The organism is Acidovorax sp. KKS102 (assembly GCF_000302535.1).
In the GTDB taxonomy this organism is placed as follows: Bacteria; Pseudomonadota; Gammaproteobacteria; order Burkholderiales; family Burkholderiaceae_C; genus Acidovorax.
Genome location: NC_018708.1, coordinates 3,360,516 through 3,379,866 on the forward strand (window position 1 = coordinate 3,360,516; position 19,351 = coordinate 3,379,866).

General features: G+C 66.6%; 20 protein-coding genes and 1 pseudogene. 4 read left to right on the forward strand and 17 right to left on the reverse strand.

Features of this window, described 5'->3' with window-relative positions:
* Positions 1-273: 273 nt before the first annotated feature.
* Positions 274-750: pseudogene (locus C380_RS15380) on the reverse strand (Bug family tripartite tricarboxylate transporter substrate binding protein); the annotation flags it as partial.
* Between the two features lie 79 nt (positions 751-829).
* Positions 830-2,302 carry an amidase gene (locus C380_RS15385; protein WP_015014773.1) on the reverse strand — a complete coding sequence of 491 codons (1,473 nt, stop codon included), beginning with the start codon at positions 2,300-2,302 and terminating at the stop codon, positions 830-832.
* Between the two features lie 130 nt (positions 2,303-2,432).
* Here C380_RS15385 and C380_RS15390 point away from each other — a divergent pair, with 130 nt between their 5' ends.
* Complete coding sequence (locus tag C380_RS15390; RefSeq protein ID WP_015014774.1) at positions 2,433-3,398, forward strand: LysR family transcriptional regulator; 966 nt, start codon at positions 2,433-2,435, stop codon at positions 3,396-3,398.
* A gap of 2 nt (positions 3,399-3,400) precedes the next feature.
* Complete coding sequence (nth, locus tag C380_RS15395; protein ID WP_015014775.1) at positions 3,401-4,039, forward strand: endonuclease III; 639 nt, start codon at positions 3,401-3,403, stop codon at positions 4,037-4,039.
* Between the two features lie 88 nt (positions 4,040-4,127).
* Here nth and C380_RS15400 read toward each other — a convergent pair whose 3' ends face one another.
* From C380_RS15400 to C380_RS15435, 8 genes are all read right to left on the reverse strand, one after another.
* Positions 4,128-4,523, reverse strand: coding sequence for a type II toxin-antitoxin system death-on-curing family toxin (locus C380_RS15400; RefSeq protein WP_015014776.1), 396 nt, complete (start codon positions 4,521-4,523; stop codon positions 4,128-4,130).
* Positions 4,520-4,744, reverse strand: coding sequence for an AbrB/MazE/SpoVT family DNA-binding domain-containing protein (locus C380_RS15405; protein WP_015014777.1), 225 nt, complete (start codon positions 4,742-4,744; stop codon positions 4,520-4,522). Before C380_RS15405 ends, C380_RS15400 begins: the two co-directional genes overlap by 4 nt.
* A gap of 54 nt (positions 4,745-4,798) precedes the next feature.
* Positions 4,799-5,545 carry an aspartate/glutamate racemase family protein gene (locus tag C380_RS15410; RefSeq protein WP_015014778.1) on the reverse strand — a complete coding sequence of 249 codons (747 nt, stop codon included), beginning with the start codon at positions 5,543-5,545 and terminating at the stop codon, positions 4,799-4,801.
* A 23-nt stretch (positions 5,546-5,568) separates the two neighbouring features.
* Entirely contained in the window at positions 5,569-6,333 is a 765-nt protein-coding gene (locus tag C380_RS15415) for a GntR family transcriptional regulator (protein ID WP_015014779.1), read from the reverse strand.
* A gap of 12 nt (positions 6,334-6,345) precedes the next feature.
* Positions 6,346-7,233: an ABC transporter permease gene (locus tag C380_RS15420; protein WP_015014780.1), complete on the reverse strand. Its 888-nt coding sequence runs from the start codon at positions 7,231-7,233 to the stop codon at positions 6,346-6,348.
* Between the two features lies 1 nt (position 7,234).
* Positions 7,235-8,149, reverse strand: a complete 915-nt coding sequence (locus tag C380_RS15425; RefSeq protein ID WP_015014781.1) for an ABC transporter permease — start codon at positions 8,147-8,149, stop codon at positions 7,235-7,237.
* A gap of 175 nt (positions 8,150-8,324) precedes the next feature.
* A complete protein-coding gene (locus C380_RS15430; protein WP_015014782.1) occupies positions 8,325-9,617 on the reverse strand; it encodes a PotD/PotF family extracellular solute-binding protein in 1,293 nt (430 codons plus the stop codon).
* 72 nt (positions 9,618-9,689) lie between these two features.
* Entirely contained in the window at positions 9,690-10,751 is a 1,062-nt protein-coding gene (locus C380_RS15435) for an ABC transporter ATP-binding protein (protein ID WP_015014783.1), read from the reverse strand.
* A gap of 249 nt (positions 10,752-11,000) precedes the next feature.
* On the opposite strand from C380_RS15435, the gene C380_RS15440 reads away from it, so the two are divergent.
* Positions 11,001-12,134, forward strand: a complete 1,134-nt coding sequence (locus tag C380_RS15440) for a GGDEF domain-containing protein (RefSeq protein WP_043565505.1) — start codon at positions 11,001-11,003, stop codon at positions 12,132-12,134.
* 21 nt (positions 12,135-12,155) lie between these two features.
* Here the strand turns inward: C380_RS15440 and cobT are convergent, their stop codons facing one another.
* Positions 12,156-13,220: a nicotinate-nucleotide--dimethylbenzimidazole phosphoribosyltransferase gene (gene cobT / locus C380_RS15445; RefSeq protein ID WP_043566668.1), complete on the reverse strand. Its 1,065-nt coding sequence runs from the start codon at positions 13,218-13,220 to the stop codon at positions 12,156-12,158.
* Between cobT and C380_RS15450 the strand changes: the two genes are divergently transcribed.
* A complete protein-coding gene (locus C380_RS15450; RefSeq protein WP_015014786.1) occupies positions 13,219-14,007 on the forward strand; it encodes a class I SAM-dependent methyltransferase in 789 nt (262 codons plus the stop codon). The two genes, cobT and C380_RS15450, sit on opposite strands and share 2 nt — an antisense overlap.
* Positions 14,008-14,038: 31 nt before the next feature.
* Here the strand turns inward: C380_RS15450 and C380_RS15455 are convergent, their stop codons facing one another.
* The 6 genes from C380_RS15455 to cobO are packed head-to-tail and all read right to left on the reverse strand — an operon-like array spanning position 14,039 to position 19,346.
* Positions 14,039-15,493, reverse strand: a complete 1,455-nt coding sequence (locus tag C380_RS15455) for a cobyric acid synthase (RefSeq protein WP_015014787.1) — start codon at positions 15,491-15,493, stop codon at positions 14,039-14,041.
* Positions 15,494-15,528: 35 nt separating this feature from the next.
* Positions 15,529-15,921, reverse strand: a complete 393-nt coding sequence (locus tag C380_RS15460; RefSeq protein ID WP_015014788.1) for a DUF3037 domain-containing protein — start codon at positions 15,919-15,921, stop codon at positions 15,529-15,531.
* The gene (locus C380_RS15465; RefSeq protein WP_015014789.1) at positions 15,908-16,702 is read right to left on the reverse strand and encodes a HipA family kinase; all 795 of its coding nucleotides are present in this window, start codon (positions 16,700-16,702) and stop codon (positions 15,908-15,910) included. Before C380_RS15465 ends, C380_RS15460 begins: the two co-directional genes overlap by 14 nt.
* Positions 16,699-17,763, reverse strand: coding sequence for an aminotransferase class I/II-fold pyridoxal phosphate-dependent enzyme (locus C380_RS15470; RefSeq protein ID WP_051022547.1), 1,065 nt, complete (start codon positions 17,761-17,763; stop codon positions 16,699-16,701). Before C380_RS15470 ends, C380_RS15465 begins: the two co-directional genes overlap by 4 nt.
* Positions 17,760-18,737, reverse strand: a complete 978-nt coding sequence (cbiB, locus tag C380_RS15475) for an adenosylcobinamide-phosphate synthase CbiB (RefSeq protein WP_043566670.1) — start codon at positions 18,735-18,737, stop codon at positions 17,760-17,762. The genes C380_RS15470 and cbiB overlap by 4 nt, the downstream gene beginning before the upstream one ends.
* Before the next feature lie 39 nt (positions 18,738-18,776).
* Complete coding sequence (gene cobO / locus C380_RS15480) at positions 18,777-19,346, reverse strand: cob(I)yrinic acid a,c-diamide adenosyltransferase (RefSeq protein WP_015014792.1); 570 nt, start codon at positions 19,344-19,346, stop codon at positions 18,777-18,779.
* Positions 19,347-19,351: the final 5 nt, after the last annotated feature.

Genomic DNA, 19,351 nt, shown 5'->3' on the forward strand with positions numbered 1-19,351 from the left:
GAAGAACCTGTTCAAGGTCTTTTCGGGGTCGCACAAGTACCTTGCCGGGATGGGATGCAAGGCGCGGGGCGCAGCCAATAGCTCGGCTATTGGCAAGCGCCGGAACGCCGCAGACCGCCCGGCAAGGCACTTGCCCCAAGGGTTGGAGTGAAATCGGGCGATTGGACGCCCCGGCTGCTTGCATGGGCATGAGCCCATGCGGCGCACCCGAAGCATCCACTCATCCCGATTGCACTCCAATGCGATCCCCGAAAAGACCTTGAAAAGGTTCTAAGCGCCATACGAAAACTTGTCCGGCGCGGCCTTGGCCTGGGCCACGATGTCCTTGAGCGACTGACCCGGGGTGTCGTTGTGGGCTACCAGCAGCAACCCCATGTCGGCCACCAGGGCCAGGGGCGTGAAGCTCTTGATGGGGTCGTACGGCAGGTTAGTACGGATGGCCGGGTTCATCGTGAGCGTGGTGTTGGACCCGAGCAGCAGCGTGTAGCCGTCAGCGGGCGCCTTGGCCACCATGGACGCCGCCACCACGGTGCCCGCGCCGGGCCGGTTCTCGACCACCATGGGCTGCCCCAGCCGCTCCCCCAGGGCCGTGGCCAGCAAACGTCCCAGGATGTCGGTGGCTCCGCCTGGGGCAAAAGGCACGACCAGCTTGATGGGCCGGTCGGGATAGGTCTGCGCCTGCGCCAGGCCAGGCGCGGCCAGCACCAGGGCGCTGAGCAGAAGACTCGATACGAAGCGGGAACGCAGCATGGTGAAGCTCTCCAGAAAGCACGTTGACGAAACAAGGGGTTAACGGAGTGGGACGCACTGGCGAGCGGCCAGGCGCCCATCAATCCAGCAGCGGGCTGCGCTGGCGCGCATACCCGCTGGCCTGGTCATAAGCGTGGCCGATCTGCAGCACGGCCGCGTCTGACTGCGCCGGTCCGATGATCTGCAGACCCGCAGGCAGGCCGCCAGAGCCGAAGCCTGCGGGGGCTGCCAGCGCGGGCAGGCCGGCCATGGTGGCGGGCACCACGGCCTCCATCCAGCGGTGGTAGGTGTCCATGGCGCGGCCTCCGACCTCGTGGGGCCAGTCGAGCTGGGCATCGAAGGGGAAGACCTGCACAGCGGGCAGCACGAGAAAGTCGAATTGTTCGAACAGGCCGCGCAGCGCCTGGTACCACGCGCTGCGCACGCGCGCCGCGTCGTACACCTGCTGGGCCGTCAGGCGCATGCCGCGCTCGATCTCCCACACCGCCTCGGGCTTGAGCAGTGCACGGGTCTGAGCATCGCGATACAGGCCCGCATTGGCCCCCGCCACGCTGAAGCTGCGCAGGTCGATCCACGCGTTCCACAGCTGTTCCAGATTGAACGCGGGCACCACCGCCTCCACTGTGCAGCCCACGGTGCGAAAGTGCGCCAGCGCCCGCTCGCAGGTGGCCAGCAGTCCGGGCTCGGTGGGCAAATGGCCGCCCAGGTCGCCCAGCCAGCCGATGCGGGCACCGCGCCAGTCGCGCTCCAGCGGCTGGCCCAGCAGGGCCACATCCTCGTGCCGGCGCGTGAGCGGCAGTCGCGCATCAAAGCCCGCCTGCACCGACAGCAGCAACGCCAGGTCCGGGATGTTGCGCGCCATGGGGCCGGCCACGCTGAACTGCTGAAAAAACACCTCTTCCGTCGGCCCGTGCGGCACCAGGCCGAACGAGGTGCGCAGGCCATAGACGTTGTTGAAGGCCGCAGGCGTGCGCAGCGATCCCATCATGTCCGAGCCGTCGGCCACCGGCAGCATGTGCAACGCCACGGCCACCGCCGCGCCACCGCTGCTGCCGCCCGCCGACACGGCCGGGTTGTGGGCATTGCGTGTGGTGCCGTACACCGGGTTGTAGGTGTGGCCGCCCAGGCCAAACTCGGGCGAGTTGCTGCGGCCGACGAAGAGCGCGCCGCCTGCGCGCATGCGCTCGAACACCACCGCATCCGTTGCCGAGACCTGCCCCGCAAAGATGGGCGACCCGCGCGTGGTGACCATGCCCGCGGCGGGCATGATGTCCTTGGGCGCCTGCGGAAACCCTTGCAGCGGGCCCAGGCTCTCGCCACGTGCCAGCTGCGCATCGCGTTCTGCGGCCTGCACGCGCAGGGCGTCGCGGTCCACCATCGCCACTAGGGCGTTCACGACGGGGTTGAGCCGATCCACCTGGGCCAGGTAGGCATCCAGCACCTCGGTGCAGGAGACCTCCCGTGCATGGATGGAGCGTGACAGGCTGGTGGCCGTGTAGTCCACGATGCGGCTGGGGATGTCGCCCGGGGTGGCGCGGTTTGCAGAAGCCATGGATGCTGTGGCCGTTGACGTTGAATATGTCATTTGCAAGTCAGCATAAGCAGCCCTCTGCGTTTCGACAATCAACGATTACTGGGGTTATCTTTGCGTTTTACGCAATCCACAGCCCGAAAGGCCTCCCATGCTTTCCAGCCGCTTGCAGGACACCGCGCTGCGCTACTTTCTGGAGGTGGTGCGCAGCGGCTCGGTCAGTGAGGCCGCCACGCGCCTCAATGTGTCGCCCTCGGCCGTAAGCCGCCAGGTGGCCGCCCTCGAAGACCTGCTGGGCGTGCCGCTGTTTGACAGGCGCCCGCGCGGCATGGCGCCCAGCGCGGCGGGCGAGCTGCTGGCCGCCCATGCCCGGCGCGGCGCGCTGGAGGCCGACCGCGTGGTCTCCGACATCCAGGCACTGCAGGGCCTGCGCACAGGGCTGGTGCGCATTTGCAGCTCTGCGGGTTTTGCCATCGAGTTCCTGCCCCGCGTCATGGCGCAGTTCCGCCTGCAGTACCCCGGCATCCAGTTCCACCTGCGCGTGGCCAGCCCGGCGGCCGTGACCGTGGCGGTGCTCAACGGCGATGCAGACATTGGCCTGACGTACAGCCGCTCGGCCGAACGGGACATCACGGTGCAGCACCGCCAGGCCGCACCCGTCATCGCCATCATGCGGCCGGACCACGCGCTGGCGCGATTGCACTCCATCACGCTGGCGCAGATGCACGCCTACCCCATCGCCCTGCCCGAGCGCGACAACACCGTGCGCCAGCTGTTCGACATCGGCTGCAGCCAGTGGGGCCTGGTCTTTGAGCCCGCCCTGGTGTGCAACCACTTCGAGACGCTGATGCACTTTGTGCTGCATGGCGGCGGCCTGTCCATCTCAGGCGAGGTGACGGTGCGCGACCGGGTGCAGCGCGGCGAATTGCATGCCGCCCAGATCCGCGAGCCCGGCATGAGCGCCCGCGCCGCCGAGCTGCAAACCCTGAGCGGCCGCACGCTGCCCGCTGGGGTGCGCATTTTTCTGGAGTTTCTGCAAGCGCAGCTGCGGGACAATGCGCCACCGGCCACGCCCGCCACCAGAAGCAAGCCTCCCGCCGCGCCCCGCCAACGATGATGATGAAAACCACCCAGATCGAGCCCTTCTTCGCCACCCTCAAGGCGGCCAACCCCATGCCCAACACGGAGCTGGAATACACCACGCCGTTCGAGCTGCTGGCCGCCGTGCTGCTGTCGGCCCAGGCCACCGACGTGGGCGTGAACAAGGCCACGCGCAGGCTGTTCCCCGTGGCGGGCACACCGCAGGCCATCCTGGACCTGGGGCTGGAGGGGCTGGAGGGCTACATCAAGACCATCGGCCTGTACCGCACCAAGGCCAAGAACCTGATGGAGACCTGCCGCATCCTGGTGGAGCAGCACGACAGCCAGGTGCCCCGCACGCGCGAAGCGCTGGAGGCCCTGCCCGGCGTGGGCCGCAAGACGGCCAATGTGGTGCTCAACGTGGCCTTTGGCCAGCCCACGATGGCGGTGGACACGCACATCTTTCGGGTGAGCAACCGCACGGGCCTGGCACCGGGCAAGAACCCGCTGGCCGTAGAGTTGCAACTGATGAAGCGCGTGCCCGCCGCCTACGCGGTGGACTCGCACCACTGGCTGATCCTGCTGGGCCGCTATGTGTGCCAGGCGCGCAAGCCGCGCTGCTGGGAATGTGTGGTGAGCGAGTATTGCGAGTACCGGCCGAAGACGCCTGCGCCCTGAGTCAGCAGGCGCGGCATTTAGCTACTATTTTTATAGCTTATAGCGCTTTCTGGATAGGCGGTAGAGCCCAAAAAGCTTCAAACCTCACTCAACGGGCTACCGCGTGCTCCCGCAGCCATGCAGCAAACGCCTCTTCGGTGATGTCGCCGGCGGCGACGGCGAGCATGGTCAACGTCGCGTTTGTCTGGGTGGCCTGCAAACGCAAGCCATTGAGGTACAGGAACAAGCCCACGGCCAGGAAGGCAGCCCGCTTGTTCCCGTCCACGAAAGGATGGTTCTTGGCCAGGCCCACTCCATAGCTTGCGGCCAAAGCCGCTGTGTCTGGAGGATTGTCGGCATCCGAATAAGCCAAGATGTTCTGCGGCCGCATCAATGCAGAGTCCAGCAACCCCTCATCGCGCATGCCTTCGCGCCCGCCGTGCGTGGCAAGACTCTCACCGTGGAGTAGCACCAGCGCTTGCTTGCTCACCCAGCGCCAGCTCATTTGGCCAACTGGTGAAAGGTGTCACGAAAGTCGTGCATGAATTCACGGCCAGCCTTGATCTCTTCCTCAAGAATGGGGTCATACGGCGTCAGCGCATAGCCATCGGGCGTTTCCGTGAGGAAGATGGATTCGCCTTTGCCCAGCTTCAAACGCGCCAGAGCTTCTTTCGGCAAAACAACACCCACAGAATTTCCGATCTGGGTCAGCTTGAGCATGTGCATAGGAAGAACTCCGAGTAATTACAAACGTAATACTAAACTTCCCCCTGGGCGCAGTCAAATCACCCCCGCCAGCCCCAAAGCCGCCATCTCCCTCGACACCCCCACCCAGGCCACATCAAACCCCGCCACCTTGCGCTCCGGAGGCACGGGGTGCGCGCGCAGCGCCCAGGTGGCACCGGCGACCACGCTGTCGATCACGGGCACCGACACCTGCGGCTGCACGGCGGCAGCCATGCCCGCCAGCCCCGCCCCACCCAAAATGACGGCCTGCACCCCCATCTGCCGCACCACATCGCGGCACGCCTGGGCCAGCAATGCGCGGGCCGCTTCGGGGTCTGCGGCCAGTTGGGCACCGGTGGGCGCCACGGTGTGAATGCCTGCCAGTGCGTGGGCGTGGCCCAGCGCCTGGGCCAGGCGCTGCAGCATGGGGCCCCAGCGCTCGCCGCCGGTGACGATGGCAAAGCGGCCGTGGCGCGCGGCCTCGATGAATGACGCCTCGGCCAGGCCGGTGACGGGCACGGGGCTGCTCTCGCGCAGCGCCATCAGGCCGGGGTCGCCAAAGCAGCCGATCAGCACCGCGTCGGGCGCGGTCTGCTGCTGTGCGATCTCATGCGCCCACACATCGAGCGCGGCGTGGGCCGCTACCGCGTAGCTCGCCTCACACGCGATGTACGGGGCGCCAAAGCGGGCCGTGGCCGTGCGCACCGCCACATGCGAGCCCGCAGCCCCTTGCACATGCCGCTGCAGCAAGGCACTGACATGGGCCGACATGTTGGGGTTGATGACGAGCAGTTGGCGCATGGAGGAAGGATGTGAAAAGCGAGTCAAGCCTCGCCGAGCAACTGCGCCAGATCAGGCGCCTCCGCCGCAGGCGGCGTGAACTCCAGCTGCGATTCAATGCGCGCCAGGTGGGCCAGCATCAGCCGGGGGGCTTCGCGCGCATCGCGCAGGCGGATGGCGTCGATCAGCGCCCGGTGCTCGCGGCAGCCGCAGGCCGTGGCCTCTTCCCGAGTCTGGGCATGGCTGGGGCTGTAGGTCATGAGGATGAGCGAGGTGCGCGAGACCAGCTCGCGCAGGATGCGCCCCAGCGTCTGGTGCCCTGCTGCCTGAGCGATGTGCAGGTGAAAGTCGCCCGAGAGGCGGATGGCACGGCGCATGTCGCCACTGGCGCGCGCGGCCTCTTCGTCGTCGATGCAGGTGCGCAGCGCGGCGATGTCGGCGTCTGTGGCGTTGGCAATGAACAGTTCCACCAGACGCGGCTCCAGCAGGCGGCGGGCCTCGAACACCTCCAGCGCCTCTTGCGGTGTGGGCTGGGCGATGGAGGCGCCCCGGTTGGGTGTGAGGGTGACCACCTGTTCATTGGCCAGCCGCACCAGCACAGGGCGCACCCGCGTGCGTGACACGCCAAATGCAGCAGCCAATTTGTCTTCCACCAGCTTGGTTCCGGGGGGCAGCCGGTGGTCGAGGATGGCCGACACCATGCGGTCGTACATGTCGTTGTCGCTGAGTTGGCCAGTGGTGTCGGGCTGCACGGGCGGTTCGGTAACCGCAGCGCGCGTGCGCCGGGGCTTGGGGAGGGTGGTCGTCATAAGGGTGCCGTTTTACCCCGAACGGCCCTTGCGCCTGCGGCCCAGCGCCCACACCAGCGCCAGCGTGATACCCATCACGGCAAACGACACCACGGTGGTGACAGTGCCCAGCGCGTAGATGGACGGCGTGGTCACCGTGCTGGTCAGGCCCTGCAGTTCTAGCGGCAAGGTGTTCACATCGCCAATGGCCTGCGAGGTGCGGGCAATCTCGTCCCAGCTCAGCGTGAAGCCGAACATGCCAATGCCCACGACCGAGGGCGCAATCAGCGGCAGCACCACATGCGCAAAGCCCTGCCAGGGCGTGGCGCCCAGGTCGCGAGCGGCTTCTTCATACGCAGGATTGAAGCGGTTGAACACCGCAAACATGATGAGCAGGCCAAACGGCAGCGTCCAGGTCAGGTGCGCGCCCAGGGCAGAGGTGAACAGGCCGAGCGATGTGCCGTAGCCCTCCAGCGCGCTTTCCATGCCCAACCATTCGACGACGGCCTTGATGCCGTTGTCGAAGAGCCGGAACTCCAGCCCGATGCCCAGCGAGACGATGATGGACGGCATGATGAGGCTGGCCACCACGATGAAGAACAAGGTGTTACCGCCCGCCAGCCGCTTGCGAAACGCCAGCCCGGCCAGCACCGACAGCACCACCGTGCACAGCATCACGGCCACGCCCAGGCCCAGCGAGCGCCACAGCGCCGCGCCAATGTCCACCACGCCCAGGCCTTCGGCCAGCTTGGCGAACCAGTGCAGCGACACGCCGCGCATGGGGAAAGTGAGTCCGCCTTCCGGCCCCTGAAAGCTCAGGATGAAGATGACGAACATCGGCCCGTACATGAACAGCACGAACAGCGCAAAGAAGATGGCCAGGGGCCAGAAGCTGGCGGGACGGGTTTCGCGCAGTCTCATCTCAAAGCTCCTTGCGGATATCGACGAGGCGCGTGAGGCCCCAGATGATCATCAGCACCACGGCCAGCAGGATCACGGCATTGGCCGCCGCCAGCGGGAACTGCAGGTACGACGTCTGCACCTGGATGATCTTGCCCACGGACGCAATCTGCTGCCCGCCCATCACGCCGATGGTCACGAAGTCGCCCATCACGATGGTGAGCACGAAGATGGAGCCGATGATGATGCCGGTGCGCGACAGCGGCACGATCACGTTCCACAGCGTCTGCCAGCCGCTTGCGCCGCTGTCGCTGGCGGCTTCGATCAGGCTGCGGTCGATGCGCATCATGCTATTGAAGATGGGCACGATCATGAACATGGTGTAGAGGTGCACAAAGGCCAGTACCACCGAGAAGTCCGAGAAAAGCAGCCACTCGATGGGCGTCTCGACCAGGTTCATGCCCATCAAGGTCTGGTTCACCAGCCCATTGCGGCCCAGCAGCGGCACCCACGAGATCATGCGGATCACGTTGGACGTCCAGAACGGAATGGTGCACAGCACGAACAGCAGCGTCTGCATGCCGGACGAGCGCACATGGAAGGCCAAAAAGTAGGCCACGGTGAAGCCAATCACCAGCGTGATGAGCCACACCAGCACGCTGAACTTGAGCGTGGAGTAATACGTCTTGAGCGTGACGCACAGGCCCTCTGACGCATCACCACAGCCCGCAAAAATTGACACGTAGTTCTTGAACGTGAAGCCGGGCAGCAACTCGTACTCATTGAAGTCCCAGAAACTGACCATCACGATCAGCGCCAGCGGGATGATGAAGAACAGCGCAAACACCAACGTGAAAGGTGCGGCCTGCCACCAGGCGGCAATGCTGCGGCCGGGGACAGCTGCAGCAGGTAAGGACGGTGTGGAGGTAGTGCTCATGGTGTTTGCAAATCAGATATCCATCGCATCGGACGACGGTCGTCGAAACTGGCGCGGCCGAAGACCAGTGCCCCCGTGCAAGGGCCGCCCCGCCGCACCGGGGGCGTCCCCCCCCGAATCGCGCAGCGGTTCGAGAGACGGGTGAAGGCGCAAAGCGCCTCAGGGGGTGCACTCCCTACGCCGCGACGAATTCATTCCATTTCTGGACCATGTAGTTGTTCTCATCCATGATCGCGTTCCAACAGGCAATGCCGCCCATACGCGACTCGTAGCTGCCGCCGTCGCGCACCGCACCGGCCTTGGCCAGCACGTCGCCGTTCGGGCTCTTGATGTCTTGCGTGGCGGGTTTGCCTTCCATCCAGTAGGCCCACTCGTAGGCTTCCATCTTGGACTTGGCGGTCTCCAGCACGGCGCTGTAGTAGCCCTGGCGGTTCAGGTAGGCACCGGCCCAGCCGTCCAGGAACCAGTTGATGAACTCGTACGCGCCGTCGAGCTTGCGGCCGCTCAACGTGGTGGGCAGGCCAAAGCCCGCAGCCCAGGCACGGTAGCCTTCCTTAAGGGGCTGGAAGTTGCAGGCGATGCCTTTGGTGCGCACGGCGGTGACGGCCGGGCTCCACATCGACTGGATCACCACTTCGCCCGAAGCCATCAGGTTCACCGACTCGTTGAAGTCCTTCCACAGCGCGCGGAACTGGCCCTGCTTCTTGGCTTCGATCAGGGTCTTGATCGTGAGATCAATCTCCTTTTTGGTCATGTTGCCCTTGTCGGGGTACTTGTAGATGCCCATGGCTTCCACGACCATCGCAGCGTCCATGATGCCGATGCTCGGGATGTTCAGGATGGCGGCCTTGCCCTTGAATTCGGCGTTCAGCAGCTCGGCCCAGGAGTTGATGGGGCGCTTGATCAGGTCGGGGCGAATGCCCAGCGTGTCGGCGTTGTACACGGTGGGGATGAGGCTCATGAACTGCGTGGGCGCGGTCGCAAATTTCTTGGACTTTTCGCCTTCCAGGTAGATCACCTTCTTGGGTGCAGTGCCCTGGTCGCCCACGGCCTTGCCCGCCACCATGCCGGTGGTGAACAGCGTGGTGATCTTGTCGGCGTTCTTGATGCGCTTGGTGTCAATGCCCTTGAGGTTGCCCGTGGGCACGATCTTTTTCAGCGAGAAATACTCGGTGTCGATCAGGTCAAAGCTGTTGGGCGCGGTCACGGCACGCTTGGTCACGTCGTCCGTGGTCACGGCCACGTACTGGATCTCGATACCGGTGTCGGCCTTGAATTTTTCGGCAATCGCCTTGTCCTGGTTCACCGCCGTGCCCAGGTAGCGCAGCACGATCTTCTCTTGCGAATGCACGGCCGGGAACATGCCAGCAGCCAGGATGCCGGCCGTGCCCTTGAGCAGCGAGCGGCGAGCCACACCAGTGGCTTCAGGAACGACGACGGGGGAATCAGCACGGGAAGCATCGGACATGGGAAAACTCCTTGGGTTGCGGACAGGGAACGGGGAAACGATGAATCGATGAAAAGCGGAAGATCAGTGCGATCAGGCGGCGGCGGCCTGGGCTGAAGACAGCGGATGCGCCTGCTCAGGCGTCCAGTGCAGTTGCACGCCCTGCCCCACCTGGTAGGGCTGCGCAGCAAAGGCGGCTTCAGACACCATCACCGAATAAGCTGCTGTGGCGTTGGCCGACAGGGCCACGCCCTGCTTTTGCAGGCCCACCAGCACGTAGGTGCCCTGGTACTCCACATCGGTCACCACGGCCAGCATGCGCTGGGCGCCCCAAGGCAGCTCGGCCTGTGCGGGGGCGATCTGCAGGTGGTCGGTGCGCACTCCCACCTTGCCTTCGGGCGTGTCAATCACGTTGTGGCCACCCATGAAGCGCGCCACGAATTCGCTGGCGGGCCGGTTATAGACCTCGTGCGGGCTGCCCACCTGCTCGATCACGCCGTGGTTCATCACCACCATGGTGTCGGCCAGGGCCATGGCCTCTTCCTGGCTGTGGGTCACATGGATAAAGGTCAGGCCCAGCTCCTTTTGCCAGCGGCGCAGTTCGGCACGCATCTGGATGCGCAGGAAGGGGTCGAGGGCGGACAGTGGCTCATCCAGCAGCAGCACGCGCGGCTGCGTGATGAGAGCCCGTGCCAGCGCCACGCGCTGCTGCTGCCCGCCTGAGAGTTCTGCCGGTTTGCGTTCGGCCAAATGGCCCAGCGCCACGCGCTCCAGCAGGTCGCGCGCCTTGGTCTGGCGCTCGGCCTTGGCCACGCCTTTCATCTTGAGACTGAAGGCCACGTTATCGAGCGCCGAGAGGTGCGGGAACAGCGCAAAGCTCTGGAACATCATGGCCGTGCCGCGCGCAGCGGCGGGCAGGTCGGTGATGTTGCGGTTCTCCAGCAGGATGTCGCCGCTGGTCACCGACTCGTGCCCCGCAATCATGCGCAAGGTGGTGCTCTTGCCGCAGCCCGAGGGCCCCAGCAGGCAGCAGTAGCTGCCATTGGCGATGCGCAGGTTGATGGCATCCACGGCAGGCTTGCCGCTGGCATAGCGCTTGGTGAGCGCGATGATTTCGATGGCGGCGGGGGTAGGCGCAGGGTGGGTGCTTTGCATGGGGTATGCCCTACGCAAAGCCCATGCCAACTTTGTACACAATTTTTTAGTCACATTGCATACAAAATGCACCAACACGGCGCAGATTGCCGCCCCATACCGGCCCACACCCGTCCTGCCTCCGCCTCCACCCCGGGCAAACCATGCACCGAAACAGCGCTTTGCCTTTCAGGTGCGTGGCTATACTGGCTTCGCATCTGAAACAATTTATTACGTCAGCGCGTTCCTCCCCCTTCTCCTGCCTGCCGCATGACGAACCTCGACCCGCGCTCCATGATCGCCCTGGCGGGCTTCATGTCTGCCGTCATGGCCATGGTGCTGCTGTTCATGCGGCGGCACTACCCGCCCAGCATTCGCGGTGTGGGGGGCTGGGCAGCGGCGCCGCTGCTATGGCTGCTGTCCACCGTGCTGTTTGGCGCGCGCGGCGCCATCCCTGACTGGCTGGGCCTGGTGCTGGCCAACCAGCTGCTGGTGCTGGGCTCGGTCACCTACTACATGGGCACGCGACAGTTCATGGGCCAGCCCGCCACCTGGCGCACCTGGAACTGGGTGATGGCGGGCACCACGGTCGTGTTTGCCTGGCTGACCTACGGGTGGCCCAACTATGCGGTGCGGGTGGGGTTTTTCACCGTGGTGATGGGGGCGTTGTATGCCGCGCAACTGCGCTTCATGCTGCGCCACGGCGGGCGCAACTTCCCAGTACGGCTGGTGGAGGTGATGCTGGGCCTGCACATGCTGGTGCTGGGGATGCGGCTGGGATCTATTCTGGCTGGGCATGCAGGCAATGACCTGATGGAGCCATCGCTGTTCCAGACCCTGTACATCGGGGCCTATGCGCTCACCGTCCTGATGCTGTCCATCGGCGCGGTGCTGATGGCCACGGACCGCCTGCGCACCGAGCTGGAACACCTGGCCACCTACGATTCGCTGACCCAGGCCCTCAACCGCCGAGCCTTGCTGCAACGCTGCGCGGACGAGCTGGAGCGCGCGCAGCGCTACGGCAACGGGCCGTCCATCATGATGGTGGACCTGGACAACTTCAAAGCAGTCAACGACACACGCGGCCACCAGCATGGCGATGCGGTGCTGGTGCACTTTGCCGAGCGCACCCGCCAGGTGCTGCGCCGCGCCGACCGCCTGGGCCGCTATGGGGGTGAGGAATTCCTGGTGCTGCTGCCGGGAGCCGACGCCGAGGCAGCCCTGGGTGTGGCCCAGCGCATCCACGCCACGCTGGCCACGGGCCACCCGCTGGACTGCGAGGTGAGCATAGGGCTGACCAGCTGGACCGGGCCACAAGAAACCCTGGACGCCATGCTCTCCCGAGCCGATGCCGCCCTCTACCGCGCCAAGGAAGAAGGCCGCAACCGCACTGTGGTGGGCTGAAATCTCTTCCAGTAAGGCGACTCAGGCCGTCTGCGTGGCCACACCGGCCGATTCAAAACTCGCCATCTCGCGCAGCACGGCACAGGCCGATCGCAGCAACGGCCAGGCCAGCGCCGCGCCCGAGCCCTCGCCCAAGCGCAAGCCCAGGTCCAGCAGAGGCTCGGCCTGCATCTGTTCCAGCATCAGGCTGTGGCCCCGCTCGCCCGAGCGGTGGGCGAACACACAGCGCTGCAGCACCTGCGGCGCGATGCGGCTGGCCACCAGCACGGCCGCGCTGGTGATAAAACCGTCCACCACAATCACGCGCCGCTCGGCCGCTGCCTGCAGCACCGCGCCCACCAGCGTGGCCACTTCATAGCCGCCCAGCGCGGCCAGGGCATCCAGCGGGCTGGTGGCGCCGGCATTGGCGTCCAGCGCCTGCTGCAACACCGCGCGCTTGCGTTCGATGCCTGCGGCATCCAGCCCGGTTCCCGCGCCCGTCACCTCGGCCAGCGGCAGCCCTGCCAGGCGCGCCAGCAGCAGCGATGCCACCGAGGTGTTGGCAATGCCCATCTCGCCCAGCAGCAAGGCGTTACCCGGCAGCCCACGCACCACCTCCACCCCGTTGGCCAGCGCCTGGGCACATTGCTCGGCACTCATGGCCGGGCCAACGGAGGCATCCTGCGTGCCCGCTGCCACCTTGCGCAGCAACAAGCGGGGCTGGCCGGGTGCCGCATCGCGCGCAGCAATGGGCCTGGCCACACCACAGTCCACCACCGTGAGGCCCAGGCCATGCTGGCGGGCCAGCACGCTGACTGCCGCGCCACCCGCCAAAAAGTTCTCCACCATCTGCCAAGTCACATCGCTCGGGAACGCCGAGACACCACGCGCGGCCAGGCCATGGTCGCCCGCACACACCAGCATCTGGGGAGCATGCAGCACGGGGGATTCGGCACCCAAGATCACGCCCAAGCGCAGCGCCAGGCGCTCCAGCAGGCCCAGCGAGCCCAAGGGCTTGGTCTTGTGGTCAATGACGTGCTGCAGGCGGCTGGCCAACGCGGCATCATGCAGGTCATCAACGGTGGGAATCACAAATGCTGAGGTCATGGTGATGGAAAACACAAAGAACGCCGTGCACAAAGCGGCACAGCAGGGTTTTGAAAAAGAGGCACAGGCCTATGCGCGCGGCAGGCCGGACTACCCGGCGGCGCTGTCGGCTTGGCTGGCACAGCCGTTGGGACTGGGCCCCGGCCGCGAGGTGGCCGATGTGGGTGCGGGTACTGGCAAGTTCACAGCCCTGCTCGCAACCACCGGGGCCACAGTGGTGGGCGTGGAGCCCGTGGACGCCATGCGCGCCAAGATCGAAGCCTTGCAACTGCCCACGGTGCGCGCCGTGGCGGGCACAGCCCAGGCCATTCCGCTGCCATCCGGCACACTCGATGCCGTGGTCTGTGCGCAGGCCTTCCATTGGTTTGCCACCCGCGAAGCCCTGGACGAATTCCACCGCATGCTGCGCCCAAGCGGCAAGCTCGGGCTGGTGTGGAATGTGCGCGATGAGTCGGTGGACTGGGTGGCCGAGCTCACCACCATCATCACGCCCTACGAGGGCGATGCCCCGCGCTTCTACAAGGGCGACTGGCGCAAGCCTTTTCCGCACCCCGGCTTCGGCCCATTGGTCGAGACCCAGCTGACCCATGCGCATGTGGGGCCACCGCAGCAGGTCATCGTGGACCGTTTCATGTCGATCAGTTTCATCGCGGCCCTGCCGGATGCTGAACGCGCCAAGGTGCGCGCCCAGATCGAGGCTTTGATAGCCCGACACCCCGCGCTGCGCGGGCAGGACACCGTGCGCTTTCCGTACACCACCCTCGCCTGCCACTGCGAACGGGTGTGAGGGGCTGAATGGCGCCACGGTGCCCGGCGTGCTAAGGCGCCACCAGCGCATCCAGCACACCCGGTGTAAAGCTGGTGCCCAGGAAGCCTGCGAGTCCGTCAAACACGCTGTCCAGCGTGGGCGCCTGCGCGCCAAACAGCGCGTGCAGCACCGCCGCGTCCTCGAACAGGCCGTGCAGGTACACCCCCAGCACATTGCCCGCCGGGTTCTGCCAGGCAATGCCAGGGATGACCTCGCGCGCCACATCGCCCTTGGCAGCCATGGCCGGGTGCTGGGCGGTCTGGCCGTGGTGGATTTCGTAGCCGGTGGCGGGTACACCGGCCAACGCGGCCCAGGCGCCCTGCGCTGCTCCAAACTGCGTCTGCGTGCGTTGCACGGTCTTGGCGACCTCGAAGGTGGTGACCAGCGGTAGCAGGCCCAGGCCCGGGGCATTGCCATCAATACCTGCGGTGTCGATCAGCGCCTCGCCCAGCATCTGCAGGCCGCCACACACGCCCAGCACCGTGCCGCCCTGCCCCGCATGCTGGGCGATGGCCTGGTCCAGCCCCTGCGCGCGCAGCCAGGCCAGGTCGGCGGCGGTGGACTTGGAGCCGGGCAGCACCACCCAGTCGGTGGGCCTGAGGCCCGCCAGGTCGGCCGGGCTGCGCGCCCACAGCAGGCGCACGCCGGGCACATTCTTGAGTGGCTGGAACTCGTCCAGGTTGCTGATGCGCGGGTAGGCCACCACGGCCACGGTGGTGTGCACCGCGCCCGCTGACAACGTGCGGTCATCGAACACACCGTCCTCCTCGGGCAGGCCGTGGCGCCATTGCATGGGGATGGTGGCCACGGTGGGCACACCCGTGAGGTCTTGCAGCATCTGCGGCGCAGGCGCCAGCAGGCTGGCATCGCCGCGAAACTTGTTGAGCACAAAGCCTTGGATCAGCGCGCGCTCGTCCTCGGGCAGCAGCGCCCAGGTGCCGTACAGGTGGGCGAACGCGCCGCCCCGGTCGATGTCGGTCACCAGCAGGCAGCGTGCATCGGCATGGCGGGCCACGCGCATGTTCACGATGTCGCTGGCGTGCAGGTTGATTTCGGCGGGCGAGCCTGCGCCCTCGATCACAACCACATCGTTTTCGGCGCGCAGTGCATCGAGGGCTGCGGCGATCTGCGGCCACACCTTTTCGCTGCGGCCGCGCCAGGGCATGGCCGTGAGCTCGGCGCTCACCTGCCCCATCAGCACCACCTGGCTGTGCGTGTCGGCCTCGGGCTTGAGCAGCAGCGGGTTCATGCGCACCTCAGGCTCGGCGCGGGCTGCCAGCGCCTGGAAATACTGCGCGCTGCCGATCTCGCCCATCAAGCCCGCAGGGCCCGGCACCACACGCGCGTTGTTGCTCATGTTCTGCGCCTTGAAGGGCGCGACCTTGAGGCCCAGGTTGCTGTAGTAGCGGCACAGTGCAGTGGTGAGCCAGCTTTTGCCGGCGCCGCTGGTGGTGCCCAGCACCATCACGCAGCGGGCTCGTGGGGAAGAGGTGGAGAAAGTCACGGCAGTGGGCGGACCATGCGGTCCATGATGTGTTCGAGGGCTGCCGCCGCATCGGTGCAGCGGCCGGTGTGCACAGGCGAGGTCTGGATGATGGCGCTGCGTTTGGCGGTGAGCCAGTGAAAGCGCTGGCGGTACGGCAGGCGGGCAATGGGACCACAGGCTTCGTCACCCGCACAGATGGCCACGATGGCAGCCAGGTGGCGGCGCACGGTGTCGATGTCGGCGTGCGGGTCCAAGGCCAGCAGCCGCGCTTCGTCGAGAGCAATGGCGGCCTGCAAAAAGCCGGTGCGCTGGCACGACAGGATCACGCCCGCGTTGATGAACTCTTCGCGCTCCACGCGCGGCACCACGCGCACGATGGCGTAGTCATACACCTCAGGCGCGTGCATCGACGGCCTCCTTCAACGCATTCACCCAGGTGGCGCGCCCGGCCAAGCGGGCGCAGAAGTAGTCCACATAGGCCTGGCGGTGGGTCGCGGCGGCGGTCAGCAGGCCTTCTTCGTGGTCTGCGCCGGCCAGCAACAAGAACTCGTCGGGCACCTCGGCCAGGATGCCAGCCACCACCTCGGGCGTGAGGCGTGCGGCCAGCTCCGCATCCACCTGCGCGAGCAGCGCGGCACGCGCCAGCAGCACATGGTCGGCAATCGGTGCAAAGGGTTTCGCGGGCTGCGCCACCGTGCCGTTCCACGCATGATGAAAGGTCAGCGCCGCGCCATGATCGATGAGCCAAGGCTGGCGGTGCCACATGAGCAGATTGGTGTTGCGCGCAGTGCGGTCCACATTGCCCACCAGCGCGTCGAACCACACGAGGCGGGAGGCGAAATCATCGGACACCACATCCACCGCCGGGTCGAAGTTGAGCGCACCCGACAAGTAATCCAGCCCCACGTTCAGGCCACCGCTGGCGCGCACCAGGTCCTGGATCTCGGGGTCGGGCTCGGTCTGCGCCAGTGCGGGGTCGAGCTGGGCCAGCACGATCTCGGGCACGGGCAGGCCCAGCGCACGGGCGATACCGCCCGCGATCATCTCGGACAGCAGCGCGCGCACGCCCTGCCCGGCGCCGCGGAACTTGAGCACGTAGGTACCCAGGTCGTCGCCTTCGACGATGGCAGGCATGGAGCCACCTTCACGCAGCGGCGTGACGTAGCGATTGACGGTGATGGTTCTCACAAGGTCTCCCTCGATCCGATGGAATGCGGGATGGTACGGCCCGGCAGTGCCTGCCATGCAGCCCGCAGCGCGTCTTGTGCGGCGGGCGCCAGCACCCCCAGGCGCACGGTGCCAGGCAGGCCGAACGATGTGGCGTCCCGCAGCTTGATGCCGCAGGAGCGCAGCGCCACCAGATCGCTCTGCAACGTCGTGGTGGCGGGCTGCGCGCAGAAGTAGTTGGCGAGGCTGCCCGCGTGCATGGCCCAGCCCAGGTCGGTGCACAAGGCCAGCTGGCGTGCCTTCCAGCCGCTCAGCGTGCGCAGGCTGTGCACCAGCCATTGCTGCACGCTGGCTTGCATCCACGCCTGCAGCAGGGCCACGCCATGGGCACCCACGGGCCAGGATGGCGCCAGGGCTGTGAGCGCACGCGCCTGCTCCTCGCAGTCCGATGGAGCAATCGCATAGGCGGCGCGCACGCCGGTGAGCCCCAGGGCCTTGTTAGGGGTCCAGAGCTGCCAGCAGGCCGAGGGCGTGCGCCGCGACGGCGCGCCCGTCCATGTGCCCTCAGGGTCCAGCCGAAGGGGGACATACGCGCAGTCGAGCACACGCCAGGCAGCGTCCGCGTCCCCCTGCCGCCAGGCGTGCAAAGCTGGATCTGTCAGGCCCAAAGGACTAGAGGGCTCGCAAGCCCACTGCAAACCTGCAGCCGACCGATCGCCCCTCAGCACCTCCAGCCCACGCACCTGCGCGGCCTGGGCGTAGTCGCCATAGCTGTGAGGTGGCACGACCACCTTCACGGAGCCCTGCTGCGCGGCCAGCGCGGTGATGCGGTGGATGAACTCGCTGGCACTGGCCGCCAGCACGATGCGGCCGGGGTCTACGCCGTGGAAGGCGCCCAGGGCCTCGCGCAGCGCCGTGTAGGCCGGGTCGGGGTAACGCGTCGCGTCGGCCGCCTGCACGGCGTGCAGCGCCTCGGGACATGGCCCGCAGGCATTGCTGTTGGTCGAGAAATCAAACAGAGGGACGCCCGCAGCGTCGGGGCCGCCATGCACAGGTGCGGAGGAACAACGGGGAGACGTCATGTGTGCGCCCAGGCAACCACCACCAACACCAAAAGCTGCAAGGCCGCCACCACCGGCACCATGGCCAGCACCACCTGCGTGCCCAGACGCGCAGCGCGCCGCGTATCCAGCGGCCCCGCCCTGCGGCCTTTGCTGTGCAGCGTGTACACACCGGGCTTGGCCAGGCGCACATTCAACGCCAGCGCCATGGCCGCCATGGGCCAGCCGCTGTTGGGGGATGGCGTCTTGCGCGCCTGGCGGGCCAGGGCAGAAAACGGCAGGCCCTTGGCCACCACGGCCAGCAACAAGGCGGTGATGCGCGCAGGCACCCACGACAGCACATCGTCCGCCCGCGCCGCCCACTTGCCCGCCCATTGCCAGTAGCGCCCGCTGCGCATGCCGGGGTAGCCCCACATGGCATCGGCCGTATTTGCAAAGCGGTACAGCGCAGCGCCGGGCAGGCCCAGCAGCGCAAACCAGAACAGCGGCGCCACCACCGAGTCGTTGAGGTTCTCGGCCAGCGACTCGATGGCCGACTCGCGCACCTGCACGGCGGTGAGTGCGCTCACGTCCCGGCTCACCAAGCGCGCCAGTTGCGCGCGCCCGGCGGGCAGTGACTGGCCCAGCGCTACCTCCACCGCCAGCACCTCGTCGTGCAGCATGCGCCAGGCCAGCAGGGGCTTGAGCAAAAACGCCAGCATCACCACAGCCAGCCAGGCCAGCAGCATCAAGGCCGCATGCTGCAGCCACCAGGAAACTATCAAAACAATAGCAGCCAGGGCAATCCACACTAGCGCCCCCAGCCAAAAACGCCGAAAGTCCCGTGCCACAGGCTGTAGCGGGGCCACCCACTCGCCCCCCCGGTGCAAGGCCGAGCCCATCCACACCACCGGATGCCAGCGCGCTGGCGGCTCACCCAGCCACCAGTCGATGGCCAGCGCCAACAGCGGCACGCCCAGGCCCACGGCCGCAGCCGGCCAGGCCCAGGTGGGCATCAGCAGGAAAAGCCAGGGGGTGGACACGAGGGCCAGGCCCTAGTCTTCAATGCCGCGCTGCGCGGGAATGCCCGCCTTGAACGCGTGCTTGACCATCTGCATCTCGGTCACGGTGTCGGCCAGCTCGATGATCTCGGGCGGGCAGCGGCGGCCGGTGAGGCACACATGCACGTCACGGGGCCGCTCGCGCAGCGTCTGCAGCACGCCGTCGAGCGGCAGCCAGCCGTAGATCAGCGGGTAGGTGATCTCGTCCAGCACCACCAGAAAATGCTCGCCCGACAGGATGGCCGCACGCGCCTTTTCCCAGCCGTCGCGTGCCAGTTGGGCCGAGTGCTCCAGGTCCTTGCTCTTCCAGCTGAAGCCGTCGCCCAGGCCCTCGATGGGCAGGCCGATCTGCTCGAACATGCGGTGCTCGCCAAAGCGCGCGGTGGGCACCTTCATGAACTGGAAAATCTTCACGGCCTTGCCCCGGCCATGGGCGCGCAGCGCCAAGCCAAAGGCGGCTGTGCTTTTGCCCTTGCCGTCGCCGGTGTTGACGATGATGAGGCCCCGGCGTTCGCCTTCGGCCTTCTCGTAGCGTTTTTCGGTGGGGGCGGCTTCGATCTGCATAGCTT

Coding starts and splice junctions, on each gene's coding strand:
- C380_RS15435 (WP_015014783.1), bottom strand. CDS start 10,751: ATGCAAAGCACCCACCCTGCGCCTACCCCCGCCGCCATCGAAATCATC.
- C380_RS15470 (WP_051022547.1), bottom strand. CDS start 17,763: ATGACGTCTCCCCGTTGTTCCTCCGCACCTGTGCATGGCGGCCCCGAC.
- cobT (WP_043566668.1), bottom strand. CDS start 13,220: ATGACCTCAGCATTTGTGATTCCCACCGTTGATGACCTGCATGATGCC.
- cobO (WP_015014792.1), bottom strand. CDS start 19,346: ATGCAGATCGAAGCCGCCCCCACCGAAAAACGCTACGAGAAGGCCGAA.
- C380_RS15410 (WP_015014778.1), bottom strand. CDS start 5,545: ATGCGCCAACTGCTCGTCATCAACCCCAACATGTCGGCCCATGTCAGT.
- C380_RS15440 (WP_043565505.1), top strand. CDS start 11,001: ATGACGAACCTCGACCCGCGCTCCATGATCGCCCTGGCGGGCTTCATG.
- nth (WP_015014775.1), top strand. CDS start 3,401: ATGAAAACCACCCAGATCGAGCCCTTCTTCGCCACCCTCAAGGCGGCC.
- C380_RS15420 (WP_015014780.1), bottom strand. CDS start 7,233: ATGAGACTGCGCGAAACCCGTCCCGCCAGCTTCTGGCCCCTGGCCATC.
- C380_RS15385 (WP_015014773.1), bottom strand. CDS start 2,302: ATGGCTTCTGCAAACCGCGCCACCCCGGGCGACATCCCCAGCCGCATC.
- C380_RS15405 (WP_015014777.1), bottom strand. CDS start 4,744: ATGCACATGCTCAAGCTGACCCAGATCGGAAATTCTGTGGGTGTTGTT.
- C380_RS15455 (WP_015014787.1), bottom strand. CDS start 15,493: ATGGTGCTGGGCACCACCAGCGGCGCCGGCAAAAGCTGGCTCACCACT.
- C380_RS15400 (WP_015014776.1), bottom strand. CDS start 4,523: ATGAGCTGGCGCTGGGTGAGCAAGCAAGCGCTGGTGCTACTCCACGGT.
- C380_RS15425 (WP_015014781.1), bottom strand. CDS start 8,149: ATGAGCACTACCTCCACACCGTCCTTACCTGCTGCAGCTGTCCCCGGC.
- C380_RS15460 (WP_015014788.1), bottom strand. CDS start 15,921: ATGCACGCGCCTGAGGTGTATGACTACGCCATCGTGCGCGTGGTGCCG.
- C380_RS15450 (WP_015014786.1), top strand. CDS start 13,219: ATGGTGATGGAAAACACAAAGAACGCCGTGCACAAAGCGGCACAGCAG.
- C380_RS15390 (WP_015014774.1), top strand. CDS start 2,433: ATGCTTTCCAGCCGCTTGCAGGACACCGCGCTGCGCTACTTTCTGGAG.
- C380_RS15430 (WP_015014782.1), bottom strand. CDS start 9,617: ATGTCCGATGCTTCCCGTGCTGATTCCCCCGTCGTCGTTCCTGAAGCC.
- cbiB (WP_043566670.1), bottom strand. CDS start 18,737: ATGCCCACCTGGGCCTGGCCGGCTGCGGCCGTGGGCCTGGGCGTGCCG.
- C380_RS15415 (WP_015014779.1), bottom strand. CDS start 6,333: ATGACGACCACCCTCCCCAAGCCCCGGCGCACGCGCGCTGCGGTTACC.